Origin of the sequence: Paenibacillus sp. FSL R7-0198 (assembly GCF_038000415.1) — a bacterium.
GTDB lineage: Bacteria > Bacillota > Bacilli > Paenibacillales > Paenibacillaceae > Paenibacillus.
On record NZ_JBBOCB010000001.1, the window covers coordinates 5,021,494 to 5,043,077 of the forward strand.

Annotated in this window: 16 protein-coding genes; 10 read left to right on the top strand and 6 right to left on the bottom strand. The window is 46.3% G+C overall.

The genetic code is table 11. The features are described from left to right. Positions 1 to 57: 57 nt before the first annotated feature. The 8 genes from MKY87_RS21745 to MKY87_RS21780 all read left to right on the top strand — a co-directional run bounded on the left by MKY87_RS21745 (position 58) and on the right by MKY87_RS21780 (position 11,511). The gene (locus tag MKY87_RS21745; protein ID WP_253431285.1) at positions 58 to 981 is read left to right on the top strand and encodes an S-layer homology domain-containing protein; all 924 of its coding nucleotides are present in this window, start codon (positions 58 to 60) and stop codon (positions 979 to 981) included. Positions 982 to 1,799: 818 nt separating this feature from the next. Beyond that, positions 1,800 to 2,771: an ABC transporter permease gene (locus MKY87_RS21750; RefSeq protein WP_253431288.1), complete on the top strand. Its 972-nt coding sequence runs from the start codon at positions 1,800 to 1,802 to the stop codon at positions 2,769 to 2,771. A gap of 15 nt (positions 2,772 to 2,786) precedes the next feature. Continuing rightward, positions 2,787 to 3,695, top strand: a complete 909-nt coding sequence (locus MKY87_RS21755) for a carbohydrate ABC transporter permease (protein ID WP_105600785.1) — start codon at positions 2,787 to 2,789, stop codon at positions 3,693 to 3,695. A 41-nt stretch (positions 3,696 to 3,736) separates the two neighbouring features. Next, a complete protein-coding gene (locus MKY87_RS21760) occupies positions 3,737 to 5,332 on the top strand; it encodes an extracellular solute-binding protein (RefSeq protein WP_340966159.1) in 1,596 nt (531 codons plus the stop codon). A gap of 107 nt (positions 5,333 to 5,439) precedes the next feature. Next, positions 5,440 to 6,726, top strand: coding sequence for an alpha-L-fucosidase (locus MKY87_RS21765; RefSeq protein ID WP_340966160.1), 1,287 nt, complete (start codon positions 5,440 to 5,442; stop codon positions 6,724 to 6,726). Positions 6,727 to 6,789: 63 nt separating this feature from the next. Further along, on the top strand, positions 6,790 to 7,812 hold the full coding sequence (locus tag MKY87_RS21770) for a carbohydrate-binding family 9-like protein (protein WP_340966161.1): 1,023 nt from the start codon (positions 6,790 to 6,792) through the stop codon (positions 7,810 to 7,812). A gap of 7 nt (positions 7,813 to 7,819) precedes the next feature. Beyond that, positions 7,820 to 10,453: a transglutaminase domain-containing protein gene (locus tag MKY87_RS21775; RefSeq protein WP_339785787.1), complete on the top strand. Its 2,634-nt coding sequence runs from the start codon at positions 7,820 to 7,822 to the stop codon at positions 10,451 to 10,453. 5 nt (positions 10,454 to 10,458) lie between these two features. Further along, positions 10,459 to 11,511, top strand: coding sequence for a glycoside hydrolase family 18 protein (locus MKY87_RS21780; protein ID WP_340967520.1), 1,053 nt, complete (start codon positions 10,459 to 10,461; stop codon positions 11,509 to 11,511). 199 nt (positions 11,512 to 11,710) lie between these two features. Here the strand turns inward: MKY87_RS21780 and MKY87_RS21785 are convergent, their stop codons facing one another. Both MKY87_RS21785 and MKY87_RS21790 read right to left on the bottom strand, forming a co-directional pair. Then, entirely contained in the window at positions 11,711 to 14,011 is a 2,301-nt protein-coding gene (locus MKY87_RS21785; protein WP_339785781.1) for an AraC family transcriptional regulator, read from the bottom strand. A gap of 316 nt (positions 14,012 to 14,327) precedes the next feature. Then, a complete protein-coding gene (locus tag MKY87_RS21790) occupies positions 14,328 to 15,842 on the bottom strand; it encodes a glycoside hydrolase family 43 protein (protein WP_339790783.1) in 1,515 nt (504 codons plus the stop codon). A gap of 172 nt (positions 15,843 to 16,014) precedes the next feature. Here MKY87_RS21790 and MKY87_RS21795 point away from each other — a divergent pair, with 172 nt between their 5' ends. After that, positions 16,015 to 16,884, top strand: coding sequence for a helix-turn-helix domain-containing protein (locus MKY87_RS21795; protein ID WP_445669429.1), 870 nt, complete (start codon positions 16,015 to 16,017; stop codon positions 16,882 to 16,884). Between the two features lie 79 nt (positions 16,885 to 16,963). Here the strand turns inward: MKY87_RS21795 and MKY87_RS21800 are convergent, their stop codons facing one another. The 4 genes from MKY87_RS21800 to MKY87_RS21815 form a co-directional block, all read right to left on the bottom strand. Then, a complete protein-coding gene (locus tag MKY87_RS21800) occupies positions 16,964 to 17,533 on the bottom strand; it encodes a YdeI/OmpD-associated family protein (protein WP_340966164.1) in 570 nt (189 codons plus the stop codon). A gap of 11 nt (positions 17,534 to 17,544) precedes the next feature. Further along, positions 17,545 to 18,054: a DinB family protein gene (locus MKY87_RS21805; protein WP_340966165.1), complete on the bottom strand. Its 510-nt coding sequence runs from the start codon at positions 18,052 to 18,054 to the stop codon at positions 17,545 to 17,547. An 83-nt stretch (positions 18,055 to 18,137) separates the two neighbouring features. Beyond that, positions 18,138 to 19,055 (bottom strand): helix-turn-helix transcriptional regulator, encoded by a 918-nt coding sequence (locus MKY87_RS21810; RefSeq protein ID WP_340966167.1) that lies wholly within the window; start codon positions 19,053 to 19,055, stop codon positions 18,138 to 18,140. Between the two features lie 274 nt (positions 19,056 to 19,329). Further along, on the bottom strand, positions 19,330 to 20,247 hold the full coding sequence (locus tag MKY87_RS21815; RefSeq protein WP_091033990.1) for an ArsR/SmtB family transcription factor: 918 nt from the start codon (positions 20,245 to 20,247) through the stop codon (positions 19,330 to 19,332). A gap of 373 nt (positions 20,248 to 20,620) precedes the next feature. Here MKY87_RS21815 and MKY87_RS21820 point away from each other — a divergent pair, with 373 nt between their 5' ends. After that, on the top strand, positions 20,621 to 21,556 hold the full coding sequence (locus tag MKY87_RS21820; RefSeq protein ID WP_433583924.1) for a glycoside hydrolase family 43 protein: 936 nt from the start codon (positions 20,621 to 20,623) through the stop codon (positions 21,554 to 21,556). The last annotated feature ends 28 nt before the right edge of the window (positions 21,557 to 21,584 follow it).

Sequence of the window (21,584 nt, forward strand, 5' to 3'; positions counted from 1 at the left end):
CTGTAGGAATGAAGAGGTAAAAAATAGGCTTTACTAATCATATGGAGGTGCCAGGAAATGAAACATAAAAAAGGATTGGCTGCAACGCTTGCACTCTGCGTTTCTTTGACAGCAGGAGGTGCATCGGTATTCGCTTTCTCAGATGTGAAGGATGAAGGGCAGAAGTCGATTGTGGATTCATTGAAATCAAAAGGTATTGTTAACGGAGTAACAGCGGATCTGTTCCGTCCAGATCTCGCATTGTCCGAGCCACAGGGTGTTCAACTGATTGTGAATGCATTTGGTCTGAAAAATGCATACGCTACGTCTTCCGCACAAGATAAAATTAGTCCGGACACATGGTATGCTGATGCTGTACAGGCCGCTACCCAAAATGGATTGTCTATTCCAGTAGAAGTGAATCCGCAAGGCAAGATGACACGTGAGCTATTTGTTACTTTGCTTCTCGAAGGAATTAACACAACCGGCAATTATCCGGTCATCATGAAGTATAATGATATCAAGGACGAAAATAAAATCGGTAAGGACGCCAAATCTGCGGTCCAGAACTTGCTGAACATGAACATCATTGAACTGGATAAGGACGGTAACTTCCGTCCAGATCAGTCGCTTACCCGTATGGAGGCTGCAAGCATGATCTTCAATGCACTCGAATTTGTGGATAAACACGGCAATGGCGGCTCAACAGAGCCAGCTCCAACCAATCCAGGTGAAGGCCAACAAGCGATCGTACCTGAAGTGACAACAACGAAGGTTGATGACAAAACAAACAAAGTTAAACTCAGTGCTGAAATGCCACACCCTGGTTATGGATTGAAGATTGATGATGTGAAATTGGAGAAGGATGGACGCGCGATCGTGCTCTATTCCATTATTCAACCTGACCCGGATATGATGTATCCGATGGTTATCACGAATGTGACTGCAGAAACGGATATCCCAACAGGGTATACGGCAGAAGCTCAACCTTCTGGCAAGTAAATTCACTGCAAACCCTATAAACGAATCATGGGTAAAACGAATGTGTATTCTCAAAACCACTCTCCAAACATATATGGAGAGTGGTTTTTTATTTGAGTTAAAACTGTACATAGGCTTTATATGGTCATTTATATTACATTTATTGATATTTATAGTGACACATAAAGCGAATAAATGAATATCTGCTTAGGCTCTAAAGCCAATTCGTGTTACTGGATCGGCTTTTTTTAATGGTCTTTTCCCAAATATCTATGGGTATCAGATTCCACACCTTGTGCAAAATCTACACATATGGCTCCATAATCCCAATGTTTATAAGCGTTTTTGTATCCTGCAGGCAAAGATAAAAACAACATATATACGAAAGAGACAGGAGAAATATAGAATAAAGGCAAGCAATTACAGGCTTATAATGTGCGATAGATGTATGATAGATAATATTACATTTTATTGGTTCGCATTGGTGCAATCTGTAACCCTTAGAATTTAGCATAATGCTTTTAGACATGAACACGATGTCTGATCGTATATGTAGGTTTTGATTTTAAGGTCTGTTTTCTATCCTCCATTTAGATCTGACATCTTTCCAGGTTCATGTGATGAAACCCTAAATGACAACTTAAGGAGGGAAACGGTCAAATTCTACATGTTTTACTTCCCCAAAATGACAATGACAAGCTGGCAACAAAAGTGTAAACCCCCGTTGTAACAGTATTTTCGGTGATTTTAGATGGAAAGGTTGAAATGGCATATTTACGGATTGGGAAATGAACCATAAACTCGCTATGTAAGCGTTACCAAAAAGGAGGAAACAACTGATGCAACCAGATGGGAAGCACACCTTGTCGCAAAACCTATCGGTATACACGAATCCGAGCAGTAAGAAAAATAAATTATGGAGAAGGATGATTCGTAACTGGGAGTTGTATCTGTTTATCGCACCAGCCTTTCTATACTTTCTGATCTTCCATTATGGTCCGATGTACGGCATACAAATTGCATTCAAAAACTTCATTCCAACGCTTGGTGTCACGGGAAGCCCATGGGTCGGATTCGATCATTTCATCCGTTTCTTCAATTCTTATTATTTCTGGGATTTGCTATGGAATACCCTCAGCATCAGCTTGTATGAGTTGGCTATAGGTTTTCCGCTGCCGATCATTCTGGCGTTAGCGTTCAATGAAGTGAAGGATTCCTTCTTCAAGCGTACTGTGCAGACCGTCACGTATGCACCGCATTTTATTTCGGTCGTTGTGATGTCGGGCATGATCATTACCTTTTTGTCTCCCTCGTCAGGCATGATTGTCAATTTGGTGGAGGCCCTTGGATTACAGGCACCTCAATTCCTGACGGACCCTGCGTGGTTCAAAACAGTGTACGTGCTGTCCGGAGTCTGGCAAAGCGCAGGTTGGGGCACCATCATATACCTCGCCGCCCTATCTGGCGTAGACCCGCAACTGCATGAAGCGGCTGTGGTGGATGGTGCGAGCCGATTTAAACGGATTTTACATATTAACATACCAGCGATTATCCCTACGATCACCATCTTGTTAATTCTAAATATGGGCAGTATTTTGGGCGTCGGATTCGAGAAAATCCTGCTGCTGCAAAATCCGCTGAACATGGGCTCGTCCGATGTCATCTCAACCTTTGTCTATCGGTCGGGGCTGGTTGATGCGCAGTACAGTTTCTCTACGGCGGTAGGATTGTTCAACTCCATAGTTAATGCGATTTTGCTCATTACCGTGAATCAGATTGCACGTCGTACCAGTGAAAACAGCCTGTGGTAAAAGGAGGGAATACACATGTCATCCGCAGTGAAAGAAAGCAGAAGCGATAAGGTGTTCTTAGTGTGCAATTACATCTATCTGACGGTAGCACTCGTGATTGTGTTGTATCCGCTACTGTACATCATCAGTGCCTCAATTAGTGATCCCAAATACGTAAGCTCAGGGGAGATGTGGTTACTTCCGAAAGGAATTACATTTGAGGGCTATGCCCGAGTGTTTGAGAACACCAACATCTGGATCGGGTACAAAAATACAATTATCTACACTGTCGTAGGTACCATCGTCAACCTGATTGTCACGTTACCAGCAGCCTATGCGCTCAGCCGCTCGGATTTTGTGGGGCGCGGATTCTTCATGGCGATGTTTATGGTAACGATGTTCTTCGGCGGAGGGCTTGTCCCAAGTTACCTGCTGGTCAAGGATCTTGGTATGGTGAACAGCATGTGGGCACTTATTCTGCCTGGCGCTGCATCCATCTGGAATATTATCGTATGCCGTACGTTCTTCCAATCGACGATTCCCAAGGAGCTGCAGGAAGCGGCGCATATTGATGGGTGTACCAACACCCGGTTGTTCATCAAGATTGTGCTTCCGCTCTCCATGCCAATCATTGCAGTGATGGCACTCTTCTACGGAGTCGGACACTGGAACAGCTATTTCAGCGCCATGATTTATCTGAACGATTCATCCAAGTACCCGTTGCAGCTCTTTCTGCGACAGATTCTCGTGCTTCAGGAAATGGCGGCTCAAGGGGGAGGAGCCATTGATACCTCTTCAGCAACGGCGATGAATACGAAAGCGGAGATTGCTGCGCTGGTTAAATATGCTGTCATTATTGTTGCGACCCTTCCAGTCATTGCAGTGTATCCATTCCTTCAGCGTTACTTTGTCCAGGGTGTTATGATCGGTTCCGTTAAGGGATGATCTTAATCCATATACCACATTAAACAAGGGGAGTTGTTGTTATGAAAAAGCTTCGCAAGGCTTCATCCATTACACTCTGTCTCACCTTATTCGCAACATTGCTTGCAGCCTGTGGTTCAACCAATGAAGAAGGAAGTGCGACCTCCACAATTGAGGGGGTCAAAAAAGAAGGTTTCCCCATTGTAGACAAAACGTTAACCTTGAAGGTCATGTCCCAGGATGCCGGCGTAGCCGACTGGAGCACGATGCCTGTGCTGCAAGAAATGGAGAAACTGTCGGGCATCAAGCTGGAATACCAACTATCACCGATCGACAGCTTTGAAACGAAGAAAAACTTGGTATTTGCCAGCGGGGACTTGCCCGATATGTTCTATGCTGCGGACCTCAAGCCAGCCGAGCAGGTGACATATGGCAGTCAGGGCATATTGATCCCGTTGGAAAAATACATTGACGAAGGTTACGCCCCAAATATCAAAAAGATTCTCGATGAGAATCCGGATGTCCGCAAATCATTTACAACACCAGATGGGCATATGTATGCACTCCCATTCATTGATAAAGCGGCCGTGTGGTATAGAGGCCCAATGTGGTACAACGGGGAATTCCTAAAAGCACTTAACGTAGAAGAGCCTAAGACCACCGAAGAATTGTATACCTATCTCAAGCGTGTAAAAGAAGAAGATCCTAATGGCAATGGCCAGCAAGATGAAATTCCGCTTACTTCTGTAAAACTGGATGATCTTCGCATGTTTTTCTTCGGCTTCTGGGGAATGTACAACGAGGGCATCTATTCCGATAAGGACGGTAAAGTTCACTACCCTTATCAAGAAGAAGGTTACAAAGGTTATCTGACATTCATGAACCGCTTGTGGAAGGAAGACTTGCTGGATCATGAGACCTTCTCTCAAACAGGCGATCAGAAAAAAGCAAAAGGTGTAAGCAACAAACTTGCACTGTTCAACGATTACCATCCATACTTCACGCTCGGCGGTGAACCAAGCACGGATCATCCACTGATGACACCGGTGAAGAGCGAGATGGCAGACTCTCCGGTATATGGCAAGCACCCGGGCATGTCGGCTCGCGGTACCTTTGCTATTACGAGCAGCAACCCGTCACCCGAGGCGACGATGCGATGGATCGATTACTTGTACAGCTATGAAGGTGCGACTCTGTTCAATCAAGGTCCCGAAGGTGTGTTATGGCAATTCAAAGACAAGGAAAATCACGTAAAAGAGTGGCTACCTGTTCCTGGAGGCGGGGATCGTGAAGAATACCGCGGTAAGATCACGCCGAACTTTGGTATCTTGACACCGGGTATTAATGATCCGGATGTAGCGAAGGGTCTTCGCACCGAATTTGATGAGTGGATTGACCAGCAAAATCAAGAGAAGTTGGTACCTATCGGAAAAGCACCATTTCCTAACGTTTATTTGACGAATGAAGAGCAAAGCGAAGCAACCGCTCTATTGTCTGACCTGGATACGTACGTTAAACAGATGGAAGCGAAGTTTGTGACCGGCCAGGAACCACTTGAGAACTGGGATAAGTACATTGCACAGATGAAGAAAATGGGCAGTGACCGTATCATCGAACTGTATCAGGGGGCATATGACCGCTGGAATTCGGGGCAATAAAGCCTATCGAGGTACATCTTATGCAGAAAGACAGCAGTTAGCTTCAATAAGGTTAGCTTTATTAAATTTTTCGCATATAAGAATTCTCGGGGGAGGTGTGAACCGTTATGCAGAAATGGTTTGAAGAAGCCAAACTGGGGATATTCATCCACTATGGCATCTATGCGGTGGACGGGGTAGCGGAATCCTGGTCCTTCTATAATGGCAGGATATCCTATGAAGAATATATGAAACAGTTGGATGGTTTTACGGCATCGGAATTCAATGCAGAGAAGTGGGCGGACCTGATTGAGAAGTCTGGTGCCCGGTATGCCGTGTTAACAACGAAGCATCATGATGGCGTTGCTCTATGGGATACGCAATATAGCGATCTCAACGTCGTCAAACAGACACCAGCCAATCGGGACATTGTGAAGGAATATGCGGAAGCGATTCGGGAAAAGGGCATGCATCTGGGGATGTATTACTCGCTCATTGATTGGTCACACCCGGATTATCCTAGCGTGTATGAAGGTGGAAAAGTACCGGAGGATCTCAGTAGTGTCAACCGGCATTCAAGTCCTGTGGACGGCGTTCAGGATCAGGCAAAGTGGCAGAAGTTCCTGCAATTCAATAACCATCAACTGAGAGAGATTTTAACAAATTACGGAAAGGTGGATCTGCTGTGGTTTGATGGGGACTGGGAACGGAGTGCACAGCAGTGGAATTTGCCGGAGTTCAAGCATTATCTGCAATCTTTTAACCCGGATATCATCATCAACTCCCGCCTTCAAGGTTACGGGGATTACAAAACGCCGGAGCAGGGCATTCCGATTACAAGACCGGAGGGACCCTGGGAGTTCTGTACCACGATTAACACATCTTGGGGTTATGTGCCAACCGATCATAAATATAAATCCCTGAATCAGATCATTCGGATGTTCTGTGATTGTATATCGATGGGCGGTAATATGTTGCTGGATATCGGTCCGCGTGAAGATGGCACCATCGATCAGAGGCAGGAGGATATTCTGCTTGGGCTGGGAGCATGGATTCGAACCCATGAAGAGGCCGTCTTCGGAACGGGTGAAGGCATTATGCCTCGCTATTATCTGGGGGGAAGCACCGTATCCGAGGATCGAAAGACGCTTTACCTGTTTGTGTATGACGATCCAAAAGAGAATGTGTGCATCAAGGGGCTCTGCAATCCGATCAAGAAAATTACCGTGCTGCATTCGGGCAAAGAGCTTAATCATGAGATTCATGGGGGCGTGCCTTGGTTCAATATCCCTGGGACAACGTGGATTAAGATGACCTCGAAGGATACACATGAACAGGTGACCGTTCTTAAGCTCGAATTCAATGAGGAGCTGGAAATGTACGGCGGCTCTGGAGCCGTTGTCACCCATAACTAACCATTACGGGGAGGGCGTGTGCCGATAGACGCATGCCCTCCCTTACGAATTGGAGAGAGTGATATGAACCGAAGTGGAGTGCCTGAACCCAGGATTGAGTATGCTCCCAAACATTATATATGCAAGCGTGCGCAGGAACCGCTGGTGTTAGATGGGCGTGTGGATAAGGCATTTTGGAATGCGGCTCATTGGACGGAGGAATTTGTTGATATCGAAGGTGATCTTCGTCCGAAGCCAGAGAAACAGACACGGGTAAAAATGCTGTGGGATGACGACTATTTCTATTTTGCTGCCGAGCTGATTGAAGATCAGATCTGGGCTACCCTGACTGAGCGTGATTCCGTAATTTTTTATGACAATGACTTTGAAATTTTTATCGATCCCGACGGGGATTCCCATCAATATTATGAGTTCGAGATCAATGCACTCAATACGGTATGGGACCTGTTATTAGTGAAGCCGTATCGGGATGGTGGGCCTCCGGTTAACGGTTGGGATATCAAGGGTTTCAAGACGGCCGTATATATCGATGGGGAACTGAACAGACCTGGTGCAGAGAACCGGAAATGGAGCGTGGAAGTTGCGATTCCCTGGGCCAGTCTAAAGGAATGTGCCGAGGGAAGCCGTCCACCTTCGCCGGGTGAGTTCTGGCGTGTCAACTTCTCGCGTGTGGAGTGGCAGACGGAAGTGCAGGACGATGAGTACCGCAAGGTATTGAATCCAGAGACGGGTAAACCTTATCCCGAGGACAACTGGGTGTGGTCACCTATGGGCATTATCAACATGCATTACCCGGAGTTATGGGGTTATGTTGTATTCTCGGATGACGGAACGGATCAGTCATTTGAGTTGTCTGAAGACGAACGAATCAAATGGGAGCTTCGCAAGCTTTATTACCGTGAACGTAATTATTATGAAAAGCATGGTGAATTTACCCAAGATATGAAGTTGCTTTTGGGTGAGGAATTGTTGAGCTGTAAGCCTATTATTGAAACGACTCGCAGCCTGTTCCAGATTACTGCGCCGTCTTCGGACGGAACGGCCTTGATCTGTATTCGGGAAGACGGAAAGCTGTGGAAGGAGTGATAACGCGATGACCAGCCAAACCTTGGTATTTTCCCTTGATGCACAGTCATTGGAGAGGATCGAGCAAAAGTTCCAGGAGAAGGTACGTTTTGCAGAGGCCCGCAAAACGGAGTTGTTTCATATTTTTCAGCAGGAGCTAACGCAAGAAGAGACTTGGGCGTTGAAGTATGTCTATGCCTATATGCCGGTAAACGACATGGCTGATTATAACGGGGACTTGTTCTTGAGCCATGTGCGCCAGGCTTTGGACACCCGTAAACGTGTGCCTTGGGGAGAACGCGTTCCTGATCATTTGTTCCTTCATTTTGTACTGCCTTATCGCATAAATACGGAAAATATTGAAGATTACCGCGGCTTATTGTATGACGAATTAGCCGAGCGGACTACGAACTTATCCATGGCAGATGCCATCTTGGAGACGAATTACTGGTGTCATGAAAAAGCGACCTATATAGGTAGCGATCTGCGCACGATATCCCCGCTGACGATGATCCGCAATGCTCGTGGTCGATGCGGCGAAGAATCCACGCTGGCGGTGGCCGCTCTTCGCAGCATCGGCATACCTGCCCGCCAGGTCTATACGCCGCGCTGGGCTCACTGTGACAGCAATCATGCTTGGGTAGAAGCTTGGGCAGATGGTCAATGGTATTACATCGGGGCATGTGAGCCGGAAGCCCGTCTGAACCAAGGGTGGTTCAGTCCACCAGCCCGCAGGGCCATGCTGATTAATACGAGAATCTATGCCGACTATCCCGGACCAGAGGATATTACGCTTTCCGAAAAGGGATATACGGAAATTAATTTGCTTGAAAACTATGCGCCAACACGCAACATCTATGTGAAGGTGAAAAATGAGCAGGGAGAGCCCGTACCCGGCGCGAGCGTCCGTTTTGAGCTGTACAATACGGCTGAATTTTATCCAATTGCCGAGATTAGGACGGATGCACAAGGGGAAGCGACCTTTAAGACTGGCTGTGGTGACCTTTTGATTCGTGCGGTCAGCGGCGGCAAGTGGAGTGAGATCCTATTTAAGGCTCAGGAAAACAAGGCTATAGAGCTTGTGCTGAACTCATCAGAGCAGCCTACAGGGATTGTAGATTTCGATATGGTTCCTCCTCCGGAAAGGGAGGGAGAGGCCGTGATTGTGTTACCGGAAGAGAAGATCCAGATTCACAATCGTCGGCTGGAGGAAGGAGCGCAGATCCGTAGCGGGTACGAGGACACTTTCCTGCGTGAGGAGGAAGCTGTCTCGCTAGCTAAAGGGATTGAACTACCCTCGGTGCGAGTGTGGGGAATTCTCCAAAAGGCACGGGGGAACAGCCGTGAAATTGCAGCTTTCCTAGAGGAGTGCTCCAATTCATACGGTGAGTGGCCGCTCCGGTTGCTGGAGTCGATGAATGAAAAAGATTTAATTGATACCTTTCGCCAGACGCTGGACGATCATCTGATTGGTGCACTCTCGCAGCAAGGAACATGGGCGGAAGATACGTTTGTAAGATACATCCTGTGTCCGCGGATTTCCAATGAGATGCTGGTTCCTTATCGAGGTGTATTCCAGAATGCCTTTTCGGCGGACGACGCAGCAGCATTTAGGAAGAACCCTTCGACGCTTGCCCGAATGCTGGAACAGGAATACGAATACTATGAAGATCTTCCTAATCTAAAAGGTAAAGGGAATCCGATAGGGACGTTTAGTCTAATGAAGGGAGACTCTCAGTCGCTGGATATTTTGTTTGTGGCTGTATGTCGCAGTTTGGGTATTCCGGCCCGATTACATCCGAGCGCACAGAAACCACAGTATCTAAGTGACAGAGGCTGGGAGGATGCAGTGTTTAGTCTCGCCTTACCTCAAACTCAGGAGAGCACAAGCTGGGGAATGCTCCAACTTCATAGGGATATAAAAGCTTCGCAGGATACACCTGAAGCATCCTATTTCGAGAACTTTACGTTTGCCCGTCTGGAAGATGGCGTCTACAAGACGTTGATTTATCCTTATGGCAGTACAGATGTCTACAGCGAGCCATATGAGGTTGAACCAGGCGCTTATCGCTTAACGACAGGCGTTCGTCTGAACGATGGAACGGCAAAAGTACGCTTCGTTTACTTTACCGTGAACGCCGGAGATACAACTGAAGTTGTATTGTCTTATCGCGAGACTGAGTTTGATATTCCTGTACTGGGTAAACTTGCACCAGGAAGTATACTGACCCGTCTGGATGGTTCAGAGGTAGAACTGGAGGAACTTCTGGGATCGGAGGGTGCCATTGCTACCTGGATTGAACCGGAGCGGGAACCGACCAAACATCTGATTCGTGAACTGTGTGAGCTGGCAGAGCCGCTGGATAAGCTGGGTATACCCATCGTACTCATGATCGGAGATATGGAATGGAACGCTGCCTTTGACCCTGCTGGTTATCCAAAACTGCCTGTACGCACGGTTTTTGTACGAGATTCCAGTTATGCTTCCTTGTCCGGCTTCATTTCGAAGCCTGCAACTCACGAAGCGGGTTATCCACATCTGTTTGTGCTGGATACTCAGCATCAAGTTCGTTATTTGGCTTCCGGGTACAAGATTGGTACCGGGAAGGAAGCCTTGCAGATTGCTGCTGCGATATCTCAATCATCGAACGGATCGGAGTGAAGAGAGTGACCAAATATATTGCTGCCGGTTATGCTGTTGATTCAGTTCTCCCCGACATGACACATGAGGATCTCTTGAAGTTAACACATCTGAACGTAGCCTTCGGACATGTCAAGAATGATGCAATCACCACCGAGCATTTAAAAAACGGCCATGTGATCCAGCACATCAAGCGGGAGCATCCGAATCTTACAGTGCTGTTGTCTGTAGGCGGATGGAGCGCTGGCGGTTTTTCCGAAGTCGCCTCAACCCAGGCGGGGAGGGAGAGCATGGCTGCATCGGCGGTTAGGGCGCTGGAGGAATATCCTTTTGACGGGATCGATCTGGATTGGGAGTATCCTTGTTACGGTGAAGCCGATATTACATCCAGCCCTGATGATAAACGGAATTTCACCTTGCTTCTCAAGACGATCCGGGAGACATTGAGTGCCAAGGGAGCCGAGGATGGTCGTCATTATCTGCTCACCATTGCGGCAGGGGCCGATCAATACTACGTTGATGGTACAGAGATGGTTGAGGTGCAGCAGTACCTGGACTACGTGCAGTTGATGACCTATGATATGCGCGGCGGTTTTCAGGTTCTGACCGGACATCATACGAATCTGTACACGCCAACAGGAGATCTGTTTCGAATCAGTACGGATGCTTCCGTGAACCTGTTTGTTCGCGCAGGCGTTCCGAAGGAGAAAATTGTGATCGGTGCCGCCTTCTATTCACGGATCTGGACTGAGGTTCCTGACCGAAACCACGGACTCCATCAAATGGCCGGTAGTACAGGCGGATATGGACCATCATTTGCCGAGCTGGAAGCGAAGTACATCAACAAGGATGGGTACACCCGTTATTGGGATGAAGAAGCCTGTGCACCGTTTCTGTTTAATGGGTCCAGCCTCATATCGTATGATGATGAAGAATCGATTCAATGCAAATGTGAATACGTAAAGGATCAAGGTCTGGCCGGGATCATGTTCTGGGAGTACGGCTGTGATCCAACTCACCGTTTGCTGGGTGCAGTGCATCAAGGGCTTCAAGATTTTTCTGCTGGAAAAATAGAATAAACACCTCAGGGAGCCAATGGGTCAGATGGTGTAAACGGACTAAAAACATACGAAGGGTCCGTCCTATAGTCATGAGCATGACGTATAGGACGGACCCTTGTTAGCGTTATTTTGGTCTAACGAATCAGGCACGGTTACTCGCTCTCATATACATTGTTTACTGTTCTGAGATGTAACCATCATAGAGACGATATCTCCCTTATCCGATACACTCCTCGTCATCATCATCAGGGGAATCGGCGGAGTCGTTGGGACGGTGCATTTTACGGTATTGCCCTGGGGTATAACCCGTCTCTTTTTTGAATTTGCGGATGAAGTTTGGTGTATCCAGGTAACCGACACGCGTGATGATATCTTTTAACGGATCGGTAGTATGCAGCAGTAGTCGAATGACCTCATCCATCCGTTTCTGCCAGATATATTGGGTAAAGTTCATGCCGATCTTTTCTTTGAAAGAACGACTGAAATAGGATGAAGAGATCGTGAATTTCGATGAAATCGTACCTAGACTGAGGTCATAGTCCGAGAAATTGGCATCAATATAAGCAACGATCTCATCCATCAGGGAGCTTTCTTCCGTCTCACTCTTCGCCTCGACATGGGCACAGATTTCGGCGGCAAGGCCTTTCAGTTTTTTCTCCAAATCCTCCAACGAGTCGTAGGAAGTGATCCTTGGAAGTTGATCAACGACATGATGGATGCCAAGCTCCGAGGCGGTTTTGAGCATTGTATTCAGAATATCAAAGCAGATGCAACGCAGCAGTGGTACAGATGGCATTTCAGCTTTCAAATTGTTCAACGCGGTTGACACCATCTGAACCGCCACATCATAGCTGCCCTGTTTTAAACTCTGAACCAGCTTTAATAACACATCCTTAGGGACCCAGAAGGAAGAATCCTGTACATCGGAACCGGAAAGGTTGTTAAAGTATGTACTGCTGCCCTGTCCATGCAGCATCGATGCTTCCAGAGCGGTCGAGGCCTCAATGTAGGACTGATTCAGCTGTTTCGGATAAATGTACCGATTGCCTATCCCGATTGCGGGCGCTACCCCGGTGTGTTCTGTCACCATCCATTGCAGTTTTTCAACAATAGGCTCCATACGAGCATTCAGGCTACCTTCATGTTCTATTTCGGCATCGAATCCCACGATAAGGGCCAATTGGTCTGCCTGTGGCAGCTCCACGCCGTAAGCATATGCAGACAACTCCGGCAGCTCCACATCGTTCATCAGCTGCATGACAGTAGGTTGATCGGGGTTATCACCGATAGGAAAAGCATGCATTTCCCAGCCTATGATCATGACAAAATAATGGGATCGGTTAAAGCGTATGCCAAGCTTATCCGTAAACTCAGATGGGAAATCTCCGGTGTGACCGTGCTTCAGCAACATGAGCAAAATATGATTGCGAGCATACGGCTCCTGAAGATCTACGCGCTGACTGTAATCATGCAATGTTTTCTTGATCCATTCCAGCTCGTTAGTGGTGGAGGATGGATCAGGAACATTCTTCATCCGAATGAACTCCATTAGATCTGAAATCGGATGGTATTGTCTTCGAGCCAATAGAATGGCGAGGAACGTGCCCATCACCACCATGAAGGAGAAAACGAGAACAACAAAGGTGCGAATATGAACGATTCGGCTAAAAAATTGGTTGCTGGGCATAGCGGTTACATAAGTCCAACCCGCATCCGATTTAACGGATACAACCGAATGTGGTTCTTGATTTAAGGAGATGCTGTGCGTTCCGGGTTCAAGAGCAAACAGAGCGTTAACTTCCTGTTCGGATATGATTTCTCCCTTGTAATTGGCTGCCAGTACTTGCCCGTAATTATCGAAAATATAAGTCATCCCGTGATAGTCGCTGAGGATGGAATCAATTAGGCCCGTCAGATTGGACTCGTGAATCAGGTACATGACGGTTCCATGGGCGGGCGTATTGTTAGGTGCAATCGGTACAAGGTAGGCCAGCATGGAATTGGGTATTCTGGTTCCTTGGACGACCTGTTCCGCTGGACGTATCGTGGGAGACTGTACGTTATTCAAATCCCGGATCATGTCTGTTTTGTTCCACGTAGTAAATTTGTAGCGGCCAGTGAATACATCCAGGTTCTCAGAGCCTTGAGAAGAATAGATGTTATCATCTCCGCGGAAGAACAGGAATAACTCATCGATAATGGAACTGGTGGCTTTGTATTTGACCAATGCGCCGATTGATTCCCGGCTATAGTACGGATGGTGGGTCCAATACCGCGTTAACTGCTCATCGTAGGCGATGCGAAAAGCGATGTCTTGGAGTTCCTTCATGCGATCATCAATGACAGTTTTGGCTTGAGTGAGCTGATTAACATTGGTCTGCTCGATCTCTGAACGGAGCGTGTCCACAGCGTTGTGATAAATAATGATGGTTAAAATAACAAGAGGGATAAGGAAAATGGAGATATAGGATAGGGTGTACTTAAACAGAAGCTTGGACTTGAAGTGATTCCATTTCATATCTGCAACCTCCCGTTTTTCTTTCGTGCTGCAGCGATAGCGCTCTCATATGGGCAGTGAAGTTATTGCCAAGATGGGAACTGCTGGGGTGTTCCTTCTAAAAATACTAGGAGAACTTCTCTAATAAAGCAATGGTTCTTTTATAAATTCAAGTGCAATCCGTAATAAAGATATAGCTATAGCAAAATCCCCTCAAAGTTCACTCATTTCCTTATGCTACCACACAAGGCTTTTCAAAGAGTATCTACTTTAAGGGGATAATTTTAGCTGATCATATATTATATTTTTCTATTACTGAATATAGGAGTTAAAACGATTATTCGTCCAGAGGTTCATAGTCAAACCAATCGTAACTTGCAGGTGTACACTCCCCCGATGGAGCATAAGCGTACATGGCGATCATCACACCTGTGAAACCACTTGCTACTTCGGTAGATAACAGATGTGTTTCCCCTGAACCCACTTCGATGGCATCGGATGAACCTTGCTGGTAGAGGAACGTGAAGTGATTACGGTCAGCCTTGATTTGTAATACAACCGGCCCCGTGTCACAGTCAAACACCTGCTCGGTTCGCAGAGAGCCGACGGTTCGCCGTAGTATGATTTTCTTCTGCCCATCGATCCGTGTTACAACCAAATCGTAATGATATTTATCATTCATAAATAAGGTTAATCCAGCTTCCTCACCGCTCACATTTGGCTCATAACGTAGCTCGGTTGCCATATTGCATAAGAAATGGCTCAATCGACGCCCGACAAAGGCTGGATTTTGTCCATCATCCAGTGAAACCGAGTGACCTCGGAGGATGAGTTGCCCGGGATTTTCAGTGAGCGTCCAACTACCCGGAACTGGATTACGTAAGAAGATCCAGTTCATGCCTAATGATGGTTCGTCAAAATCATCCCGAATAGCCTGAGGTGACCAAGGGTGCTCAGCCAACAAAGGCCCAGTCATCTCCTGCTCAATATGTCCGTCCACACCGATCATCGGCCAACCGGTATCCGTCCAAGTGACAGGTGCCAGGAACGTTTCACGTCCCATATGGTGCCGCATGGGGTAACCTGCTGGACGAATGCCAAGAGACACGGCCCACCAGCTTCCATCCTGGATCTGGACAAGGTCTGCATGACCGGTTGCATGAATGCTGGATTTCATGCTCCGATTGGACAGAATCGGATTATGAGGACACGGATCAAATGGTCCGTATGGCTCTGTGCTCCGAGCAATGGTCTCCATATGACCATACTCGGTTCCACCTTCGGCGATCATCAGATAGTAGAGGCCGTTTATTTTATACATGTGGGGAGCTTCGGGGGCTGCTCCTCCGGTTCCAGTCCAGATCAATCGGCTATCGGTTAGTCTGGCTCCGGTCGTGATGTCTATCTCGCACTGATAGATGCCCTCACCTTCATCGCCGTTACAGGCCGTTTGAAAATACACATGTCCATCTTCATCGAAGAGAAAAGAGGGATCAATGCCGCCCTGATCAACAAAAATCGGAGCAGACCATGGTCCCTCGGGCTGGGCACTACGTACATAAAAATTTCCGCCGCCGCTGACATTGGTTGTTGTCATATAGAACCAACCATCATGGTACCGGAGTGTTGGGGCAAAAATGCCGCCAGAGCTGCCTGCGTTCGCTAAAGGGAGTTGCTCAGTGGTTGTGAGGACATGGCCGATCTGTTGCCAGTTCACAAGGTCTTTGCTGTGGAAGATGGGCACACCAGGGAAATATTCAAAGGTACTGGTTACCAGATAATAGTCTTCATCTACACGGCAGATACTCGGATCTGGATAAAACCCCGGAATCACCGGATTGGTATATTTCATCATTTATGCTCCTATTCATTTCGAGAGTTTAATATGGATCTGAACGTGAACGTATGAAATGTATCCTTGCTACAAGGGGAATTATATCGTCTTTAATCATTTCCAACCTTGATTTTTCGGTCCTCGAATAGCATGATATAGACATTCAACCCAACATGGTTTGCGGAGGGGAATGCTTTTGAGTAATGCATATTTGAGATGGTTTACTTCAGATCAACAGTTTCCATTTTTCATTCAGTATGGTGGACACGACCAAGACATGGAACTTCATAATCATGTGGACTTTACGGAACTTGTCATTGTTCTGAGTGGTCATGCAACCCATGTGGTGAACACCGAGGAATTTTTTATTAAAAAAGGGAACGCATTTGTGATTAATGGCGACACCCATCATGCGTATAAAGACCCTCATGATTTTAGGATCTGTAACATTATGTTCAGTCCTGAGATGCTTGCTTCGGCTGGGCCCGATCTGAAAAAATCTAACGGCTTCCAGGCGCTGTTTGTTTTGGAACCGTTTTATCGTAATATTCACTCGTTTCCGAGTAAATTGGCGTTATCCATTTCCAGTCTGGAGTATGTAGAATCACTGATATCGTTCATGATTGAGGAGTATCAGAGTAAACAGCAAGGGTATCAGACGATGTTGATCTCACGTCTTACCGAGATGGTTGTTTATTTGTCGAGGCAATATGATACGCAAGAGAAGGGCATTGAGGGTAATAATCTGATGCATCTGGCAAATGCCATTTCATATATTGAAGATCATTATCTGGAGCCACTGTCGCTAGAAGATATTGCGGGGAAGTCGAATATCTCAATAAGGCATCTGAACCGGATTTTTCGATCCTATTATCAGATGACTCCGATCTCTTATCTGCAAAAGTTGCGTCTGGAGAAGGCATGTCATTTGTTGAAAAACGGGAATCTATCCATCACGGAAATTTCGTATGAATGTGGATTCAACGACAGTAATTATTTCACCCGCCAGTTTAAGAAAGCTTTTGGCGAATCTCCCAAAACATACAGGCAGAATCATTAATACCTGACCGAATAAAAAAAGCAAAACAGGGCCTCCTCATAGGGAGGTCCTGTCTGCTGTCTCAGGGAAAAGGGAAAATTCAATAGTCCAAAAGCCGTCCGTTGTCATGCCATTGACCGTACATTTTATTTTCCTTTGTGTTGGTTATGAACTTATCCAATCTGCTCTGGAATAATGCTGGCTGATTCTTAACACTTTGGATCGTATCGATCCGAACGTTTTGATACAGGGTAGGAAAGGACATGAAATTTGCATAAACCTGATGGTCTTCTTTCAGCTTTTGTTCGATCACATTATCAATAATGAAAGCATTCTGCTCCATAACAGGAAGAACCTGTCTACCCTCGTCATGCATCAAGCCCAACTTTTCAAGACGGCGGACACGTTCCTTGTTCAATTCAGTCCATGAGCTACGTTTACTCCTAGGAGATAATCTCTGTGCTAATTGAGTCTCGGATATTTTCTTTTTGACTCCATCGATCCAGCCAAAGCACAACGCCTCCTCAACGACGTCCAAGTACAGCAGGGTATTTGGCACGGGTTTTATGCTTATCATTACCCAGCAATATTTTTCGACTTTTCCATGCGTCTGCAACCAATTTCTCAATTCATTTCTCGACGTCACGGGGATACAATGTACATGTTCCATCCGATTGTCAACTATACTTGAGCCGGTTCCTGATACCAAAAGAGTGAATAGTCATTCATGATGGAGGCATGCCCTAATTGACGCAGCATGGTAGAAACATTGCCTCGATGATAGGTGCCGTGGTTAACAGCATGGAATATGATTTCCGATAAGCTGGTTTCGCGAACGCCGGCAAATGGATTATCGAGTAGAATGGTTTGCTCCAGATCCGCTTGGCCTCGTAACCACTCACTGTATTGTGCCGACAGGTCGGTAAAACGTTTGATGTACTCATCCACAGAACCGTGAATTTCACTATTGAGTGGTATACATGCTTGCAGTGCCTCGGGCATGCCAGTGCCATTCAATACCTCGTACCACATTTTATCTACGGCGTAGATATGGCTGAGTGCATGAGCAATGGTTGGAAAGGAACTGTTCACTTCCTGACTCAGTACGGAAGAGGGCAGTTCCTTGATTCTGCCCAGGATGGTTTGAGTGGCCCATGCGTGGTAATTATACATTTGCTCCGGATGATTCATTGATAATCGTCTCCTTTAATTTCGCGATAGATTGGGTTAACTTACTGAGATGATTATAAAAAAAGAAGTATGACAACAGCGTGTCATACTTCTTCATAGAGCTTAAGTGCATTTTGAAGTTGTTCTTTCAGGATGCCTCGTAATTCAATCGGTTCAAGCACCTCAGCACCACTTCCCAAACTAAGCAGAAACGACCAAAGCCATCTGGCTTGTAACGGTTGATGAACCTGGATCCGCATCGTCATACTTCCACCCTCATGAAATTGCTTATCTGCCTGTTGGAAATGATCCATGGCTTCCGCAAGTCTTTCCGGGTTCACCCGAAATACAACATCACTTACCTGATCTTTCCATGACGGATCTGATACAACCGTCTCTTGAGGAATCTCAAGATGGGGTGGGAAGTGTTCCGATGTCAGTTGTACGTTCATCATCCGGGACAGTCGGAACTCGCGATAATCCTGCCGTGTCTGGCAAAATCCATACACATACCAATTACGATATTTGAATTGCAGCCTTACCGGTTCCAGATGGCGGGGTGTATGTTCATTTTTTGTATTGATGTAGTCAAAACGGACAACCTGATGTTCTGTAATACCTTTACGCAGATGAGGAAGGGCATCGGGTTCCGTTCGGCGAGTCTCCAGATCCACAGACAGACTTGAGTTCTGATGCTCCGGTCCAATCGTCTGCAGACGTTCAATTGTGCCCTGTGCACGTGCATCTTCAAAGACCGTGGAGAGACTGCTCAGGACCGTGATCAGGGAATCCACATCATAAGAACCAAGCAAGCTTTTATCCATTTTGTATCCGTCCATCATGCCGTAGCCGCCTTTGAGTCCCTGATGGGAGACGACCGGGAAGCCGGCGGCACAGATTACATCAATATCCCGATAGATCGTTCTTGGGGACACCTGAAACTCTTCCGCCAAGGTGGAAGCAGACAATACTTCGTGGTTCAGCAATTTGTATATGATTGAGATTAATCGCTCCAATTTCAAAAGGTATCCCCGCCCGTTATTCCATTTTGTCATTACAGGCCATTATTATATCACGACATGGTGAACAACATGGAGGATCACAAAGGGTCTATAGGAAGTCATATCATCCAGTATGTTTGTTTCAACTTGGTTGAATAAGTTCTTAGGCGAGATGAAAAAAAGAGTGCTGGATAGCACCCTTTTGAAGACACATTGTTGTTGCTGTTGTTGTGTTGAACAGTTACGTTAGCAAATCGGTCGAGGCTTAATATCGAGTGAATAGTCAGAGCCGGCTCTACTCTTCTTGCACGTTATAGAGAACCCGAGCGAGCAGATTCTGTCCATAGTTACCGAAGTTTTTGCCAAAGATCGTTAAGCCCCGTTTGTTCAAAGGTTCGTCCGTAACCGCAATGCGGAAGTGAATATCGCTTTTGTAATCCAGCCCAATCTGGTCCAACGTCACGTCCGAGATGCGGCATCCGTCGATATAGCTGCCTTCCTGTGTAATCCGGATCAGCTTCAGCATGCCGTACTGATTCAAGTGCGGAGGCCACCATTCCGGGTTGAAGGTACCGCGTGTATTGCCAAAATCCCCCGGACTAGTCCAGCAGCCAATCTCAATACCGTTAATGTAGAAATAAATATCCGAAGGGTAATTGTCACAAAAGCCAGGGGCCTCCGATCCCAGTTCCATCGACAACTGAATTTCGCTAAACGACTGATTAGGCTTGAGATAGTTGGGAATCCGATATTCCAGATAACCTTCAGCCAGCCAGATCATCTCCGCATCAATTCGCAGTGGATCAGCAAAGTAACGCGGATCGTCGAACTCTCCAACAATGCTGTCCCGGGTAGCGAGACCACATGTAGGTGCAGCCTGATAATCGCTGTAATGACCGACCTGAATTTCCACCTCATAACGATTGTTAATCTCCTGTGAACGCAGATCAACCATCAATTTTTCCTCATTGAGATAACATATCTTCTGAATTCCATGTTTGCCAACGGCGGTGTTGATCTCGATCAATCCGCTCTCTTCAAGCTTCTTGATATGCATTGTGATGGCACCATTGCTCAGTCCTAGCTTGGTTGCGAGATCATTGAGATTAAGGCTTTGGTTCTTGGCCAGCAGCTCGATGATCTGAATCCGGATTTCCGAACTGAGCGCTTTGAAGATATTCACACCCGACATCAGATCTTTAATATAAATCATAGGTGGATTTCCTTTCCCCGTTCTGAACAAAGTCTTCGACACAGACATTTGCACATTTATATGTTTTATTTCAGATAATTATAAATCATTCCCTCATGGAAGGGAAGGGTGGAGAAATAGAAGCCAAAACCCTTGTGTATAGCGCAAATACGAAAATATAATCTATATTTTGTTCACTATTCCGGTTAAAATAAGTGTTAATCAGTTCACATATATTTGAAATATACCATTGAAATGTAATGTAACCGCTTTTATAATCCTATTATACCTAAATTGATTCATTACTTCATGAACCTAATTAACCATTTGATCAGGAAAGGTGGAGTTTGGTTTGGAAAAGTTAAGCAATGTGAAGAGGTTTAAGTGGAAACGCATGGCGTTACCGGCATTACTTGTGATGGTATTACTGCTGGCAGGTCAGTCAAAAGCTTTGGCGGCGTTCTGGAATCTGACCGGAGATACCGCTGTTCATGATCCGTCGATTATCAAAGAGGGCAGTTCCTGGTACACCTTTTCAACCGGCCCGGGCATTCAAGTATTGAAATCCGATAATGGATCGTCCTGGTATCGTGTTCCACAAATCTTCTTAAGTAAGCCATCCTGGTGGGCTTCTGCCGTTCCGGGACAAAGCGGATTGGATGTATGGGCACCGGACGTAGAGCAGTACAACGGAAAAGTATGGCTCTATTATTCGATCTCCACCTTTGGTTCCAATCGGTCTGCAATTGGTCTTGCGTCTGCGAACAGTATCGGTGCAGGCCAATGGAAGGACGAAGGATTGGTGCTTCAAACCACGACCGCCAATAATTATAATGCCATTGATCCGAATCTGGTCATTGATGCTTCAGGCAATCCATGGCTAGCCTTCGGTTCTTTCTGGAGCGGTCTGAAGATTGTCAAGCTGGACAAAAATACGATGAAACCGACGGGAAGTATAACTTCCATTGCTGCGCGCCCGAATAACGGAGGGGCTATTGAAGGACCAAGTATTGTATATCGTGGCGGCTACTATTACCTGTTTGCTTCCATCGATTCTTGCTGCCAAGGGGTGAACAGTACCTACAAAATGGTCTATGGACGTTCGACCAGTATAACAGGCCCTTATGTGGACAAAAACGGAGTTAATATGCTGAATGGTGGCGGAACGATATTGGATACAGGCAATGTGAAATGGAAAGGTCCAGGTGGTCAGGACGTGTACAACGGTAATGTCATCGCAAGACATGCCTATGATGCAGAGGATAATGGCAATCCGAAATTGCTGATTAATGACTTGCTTTGGGACTCGAATGGCTGGCCGAAATACTGATTTTATTTTATATAAATATAAAATGTTT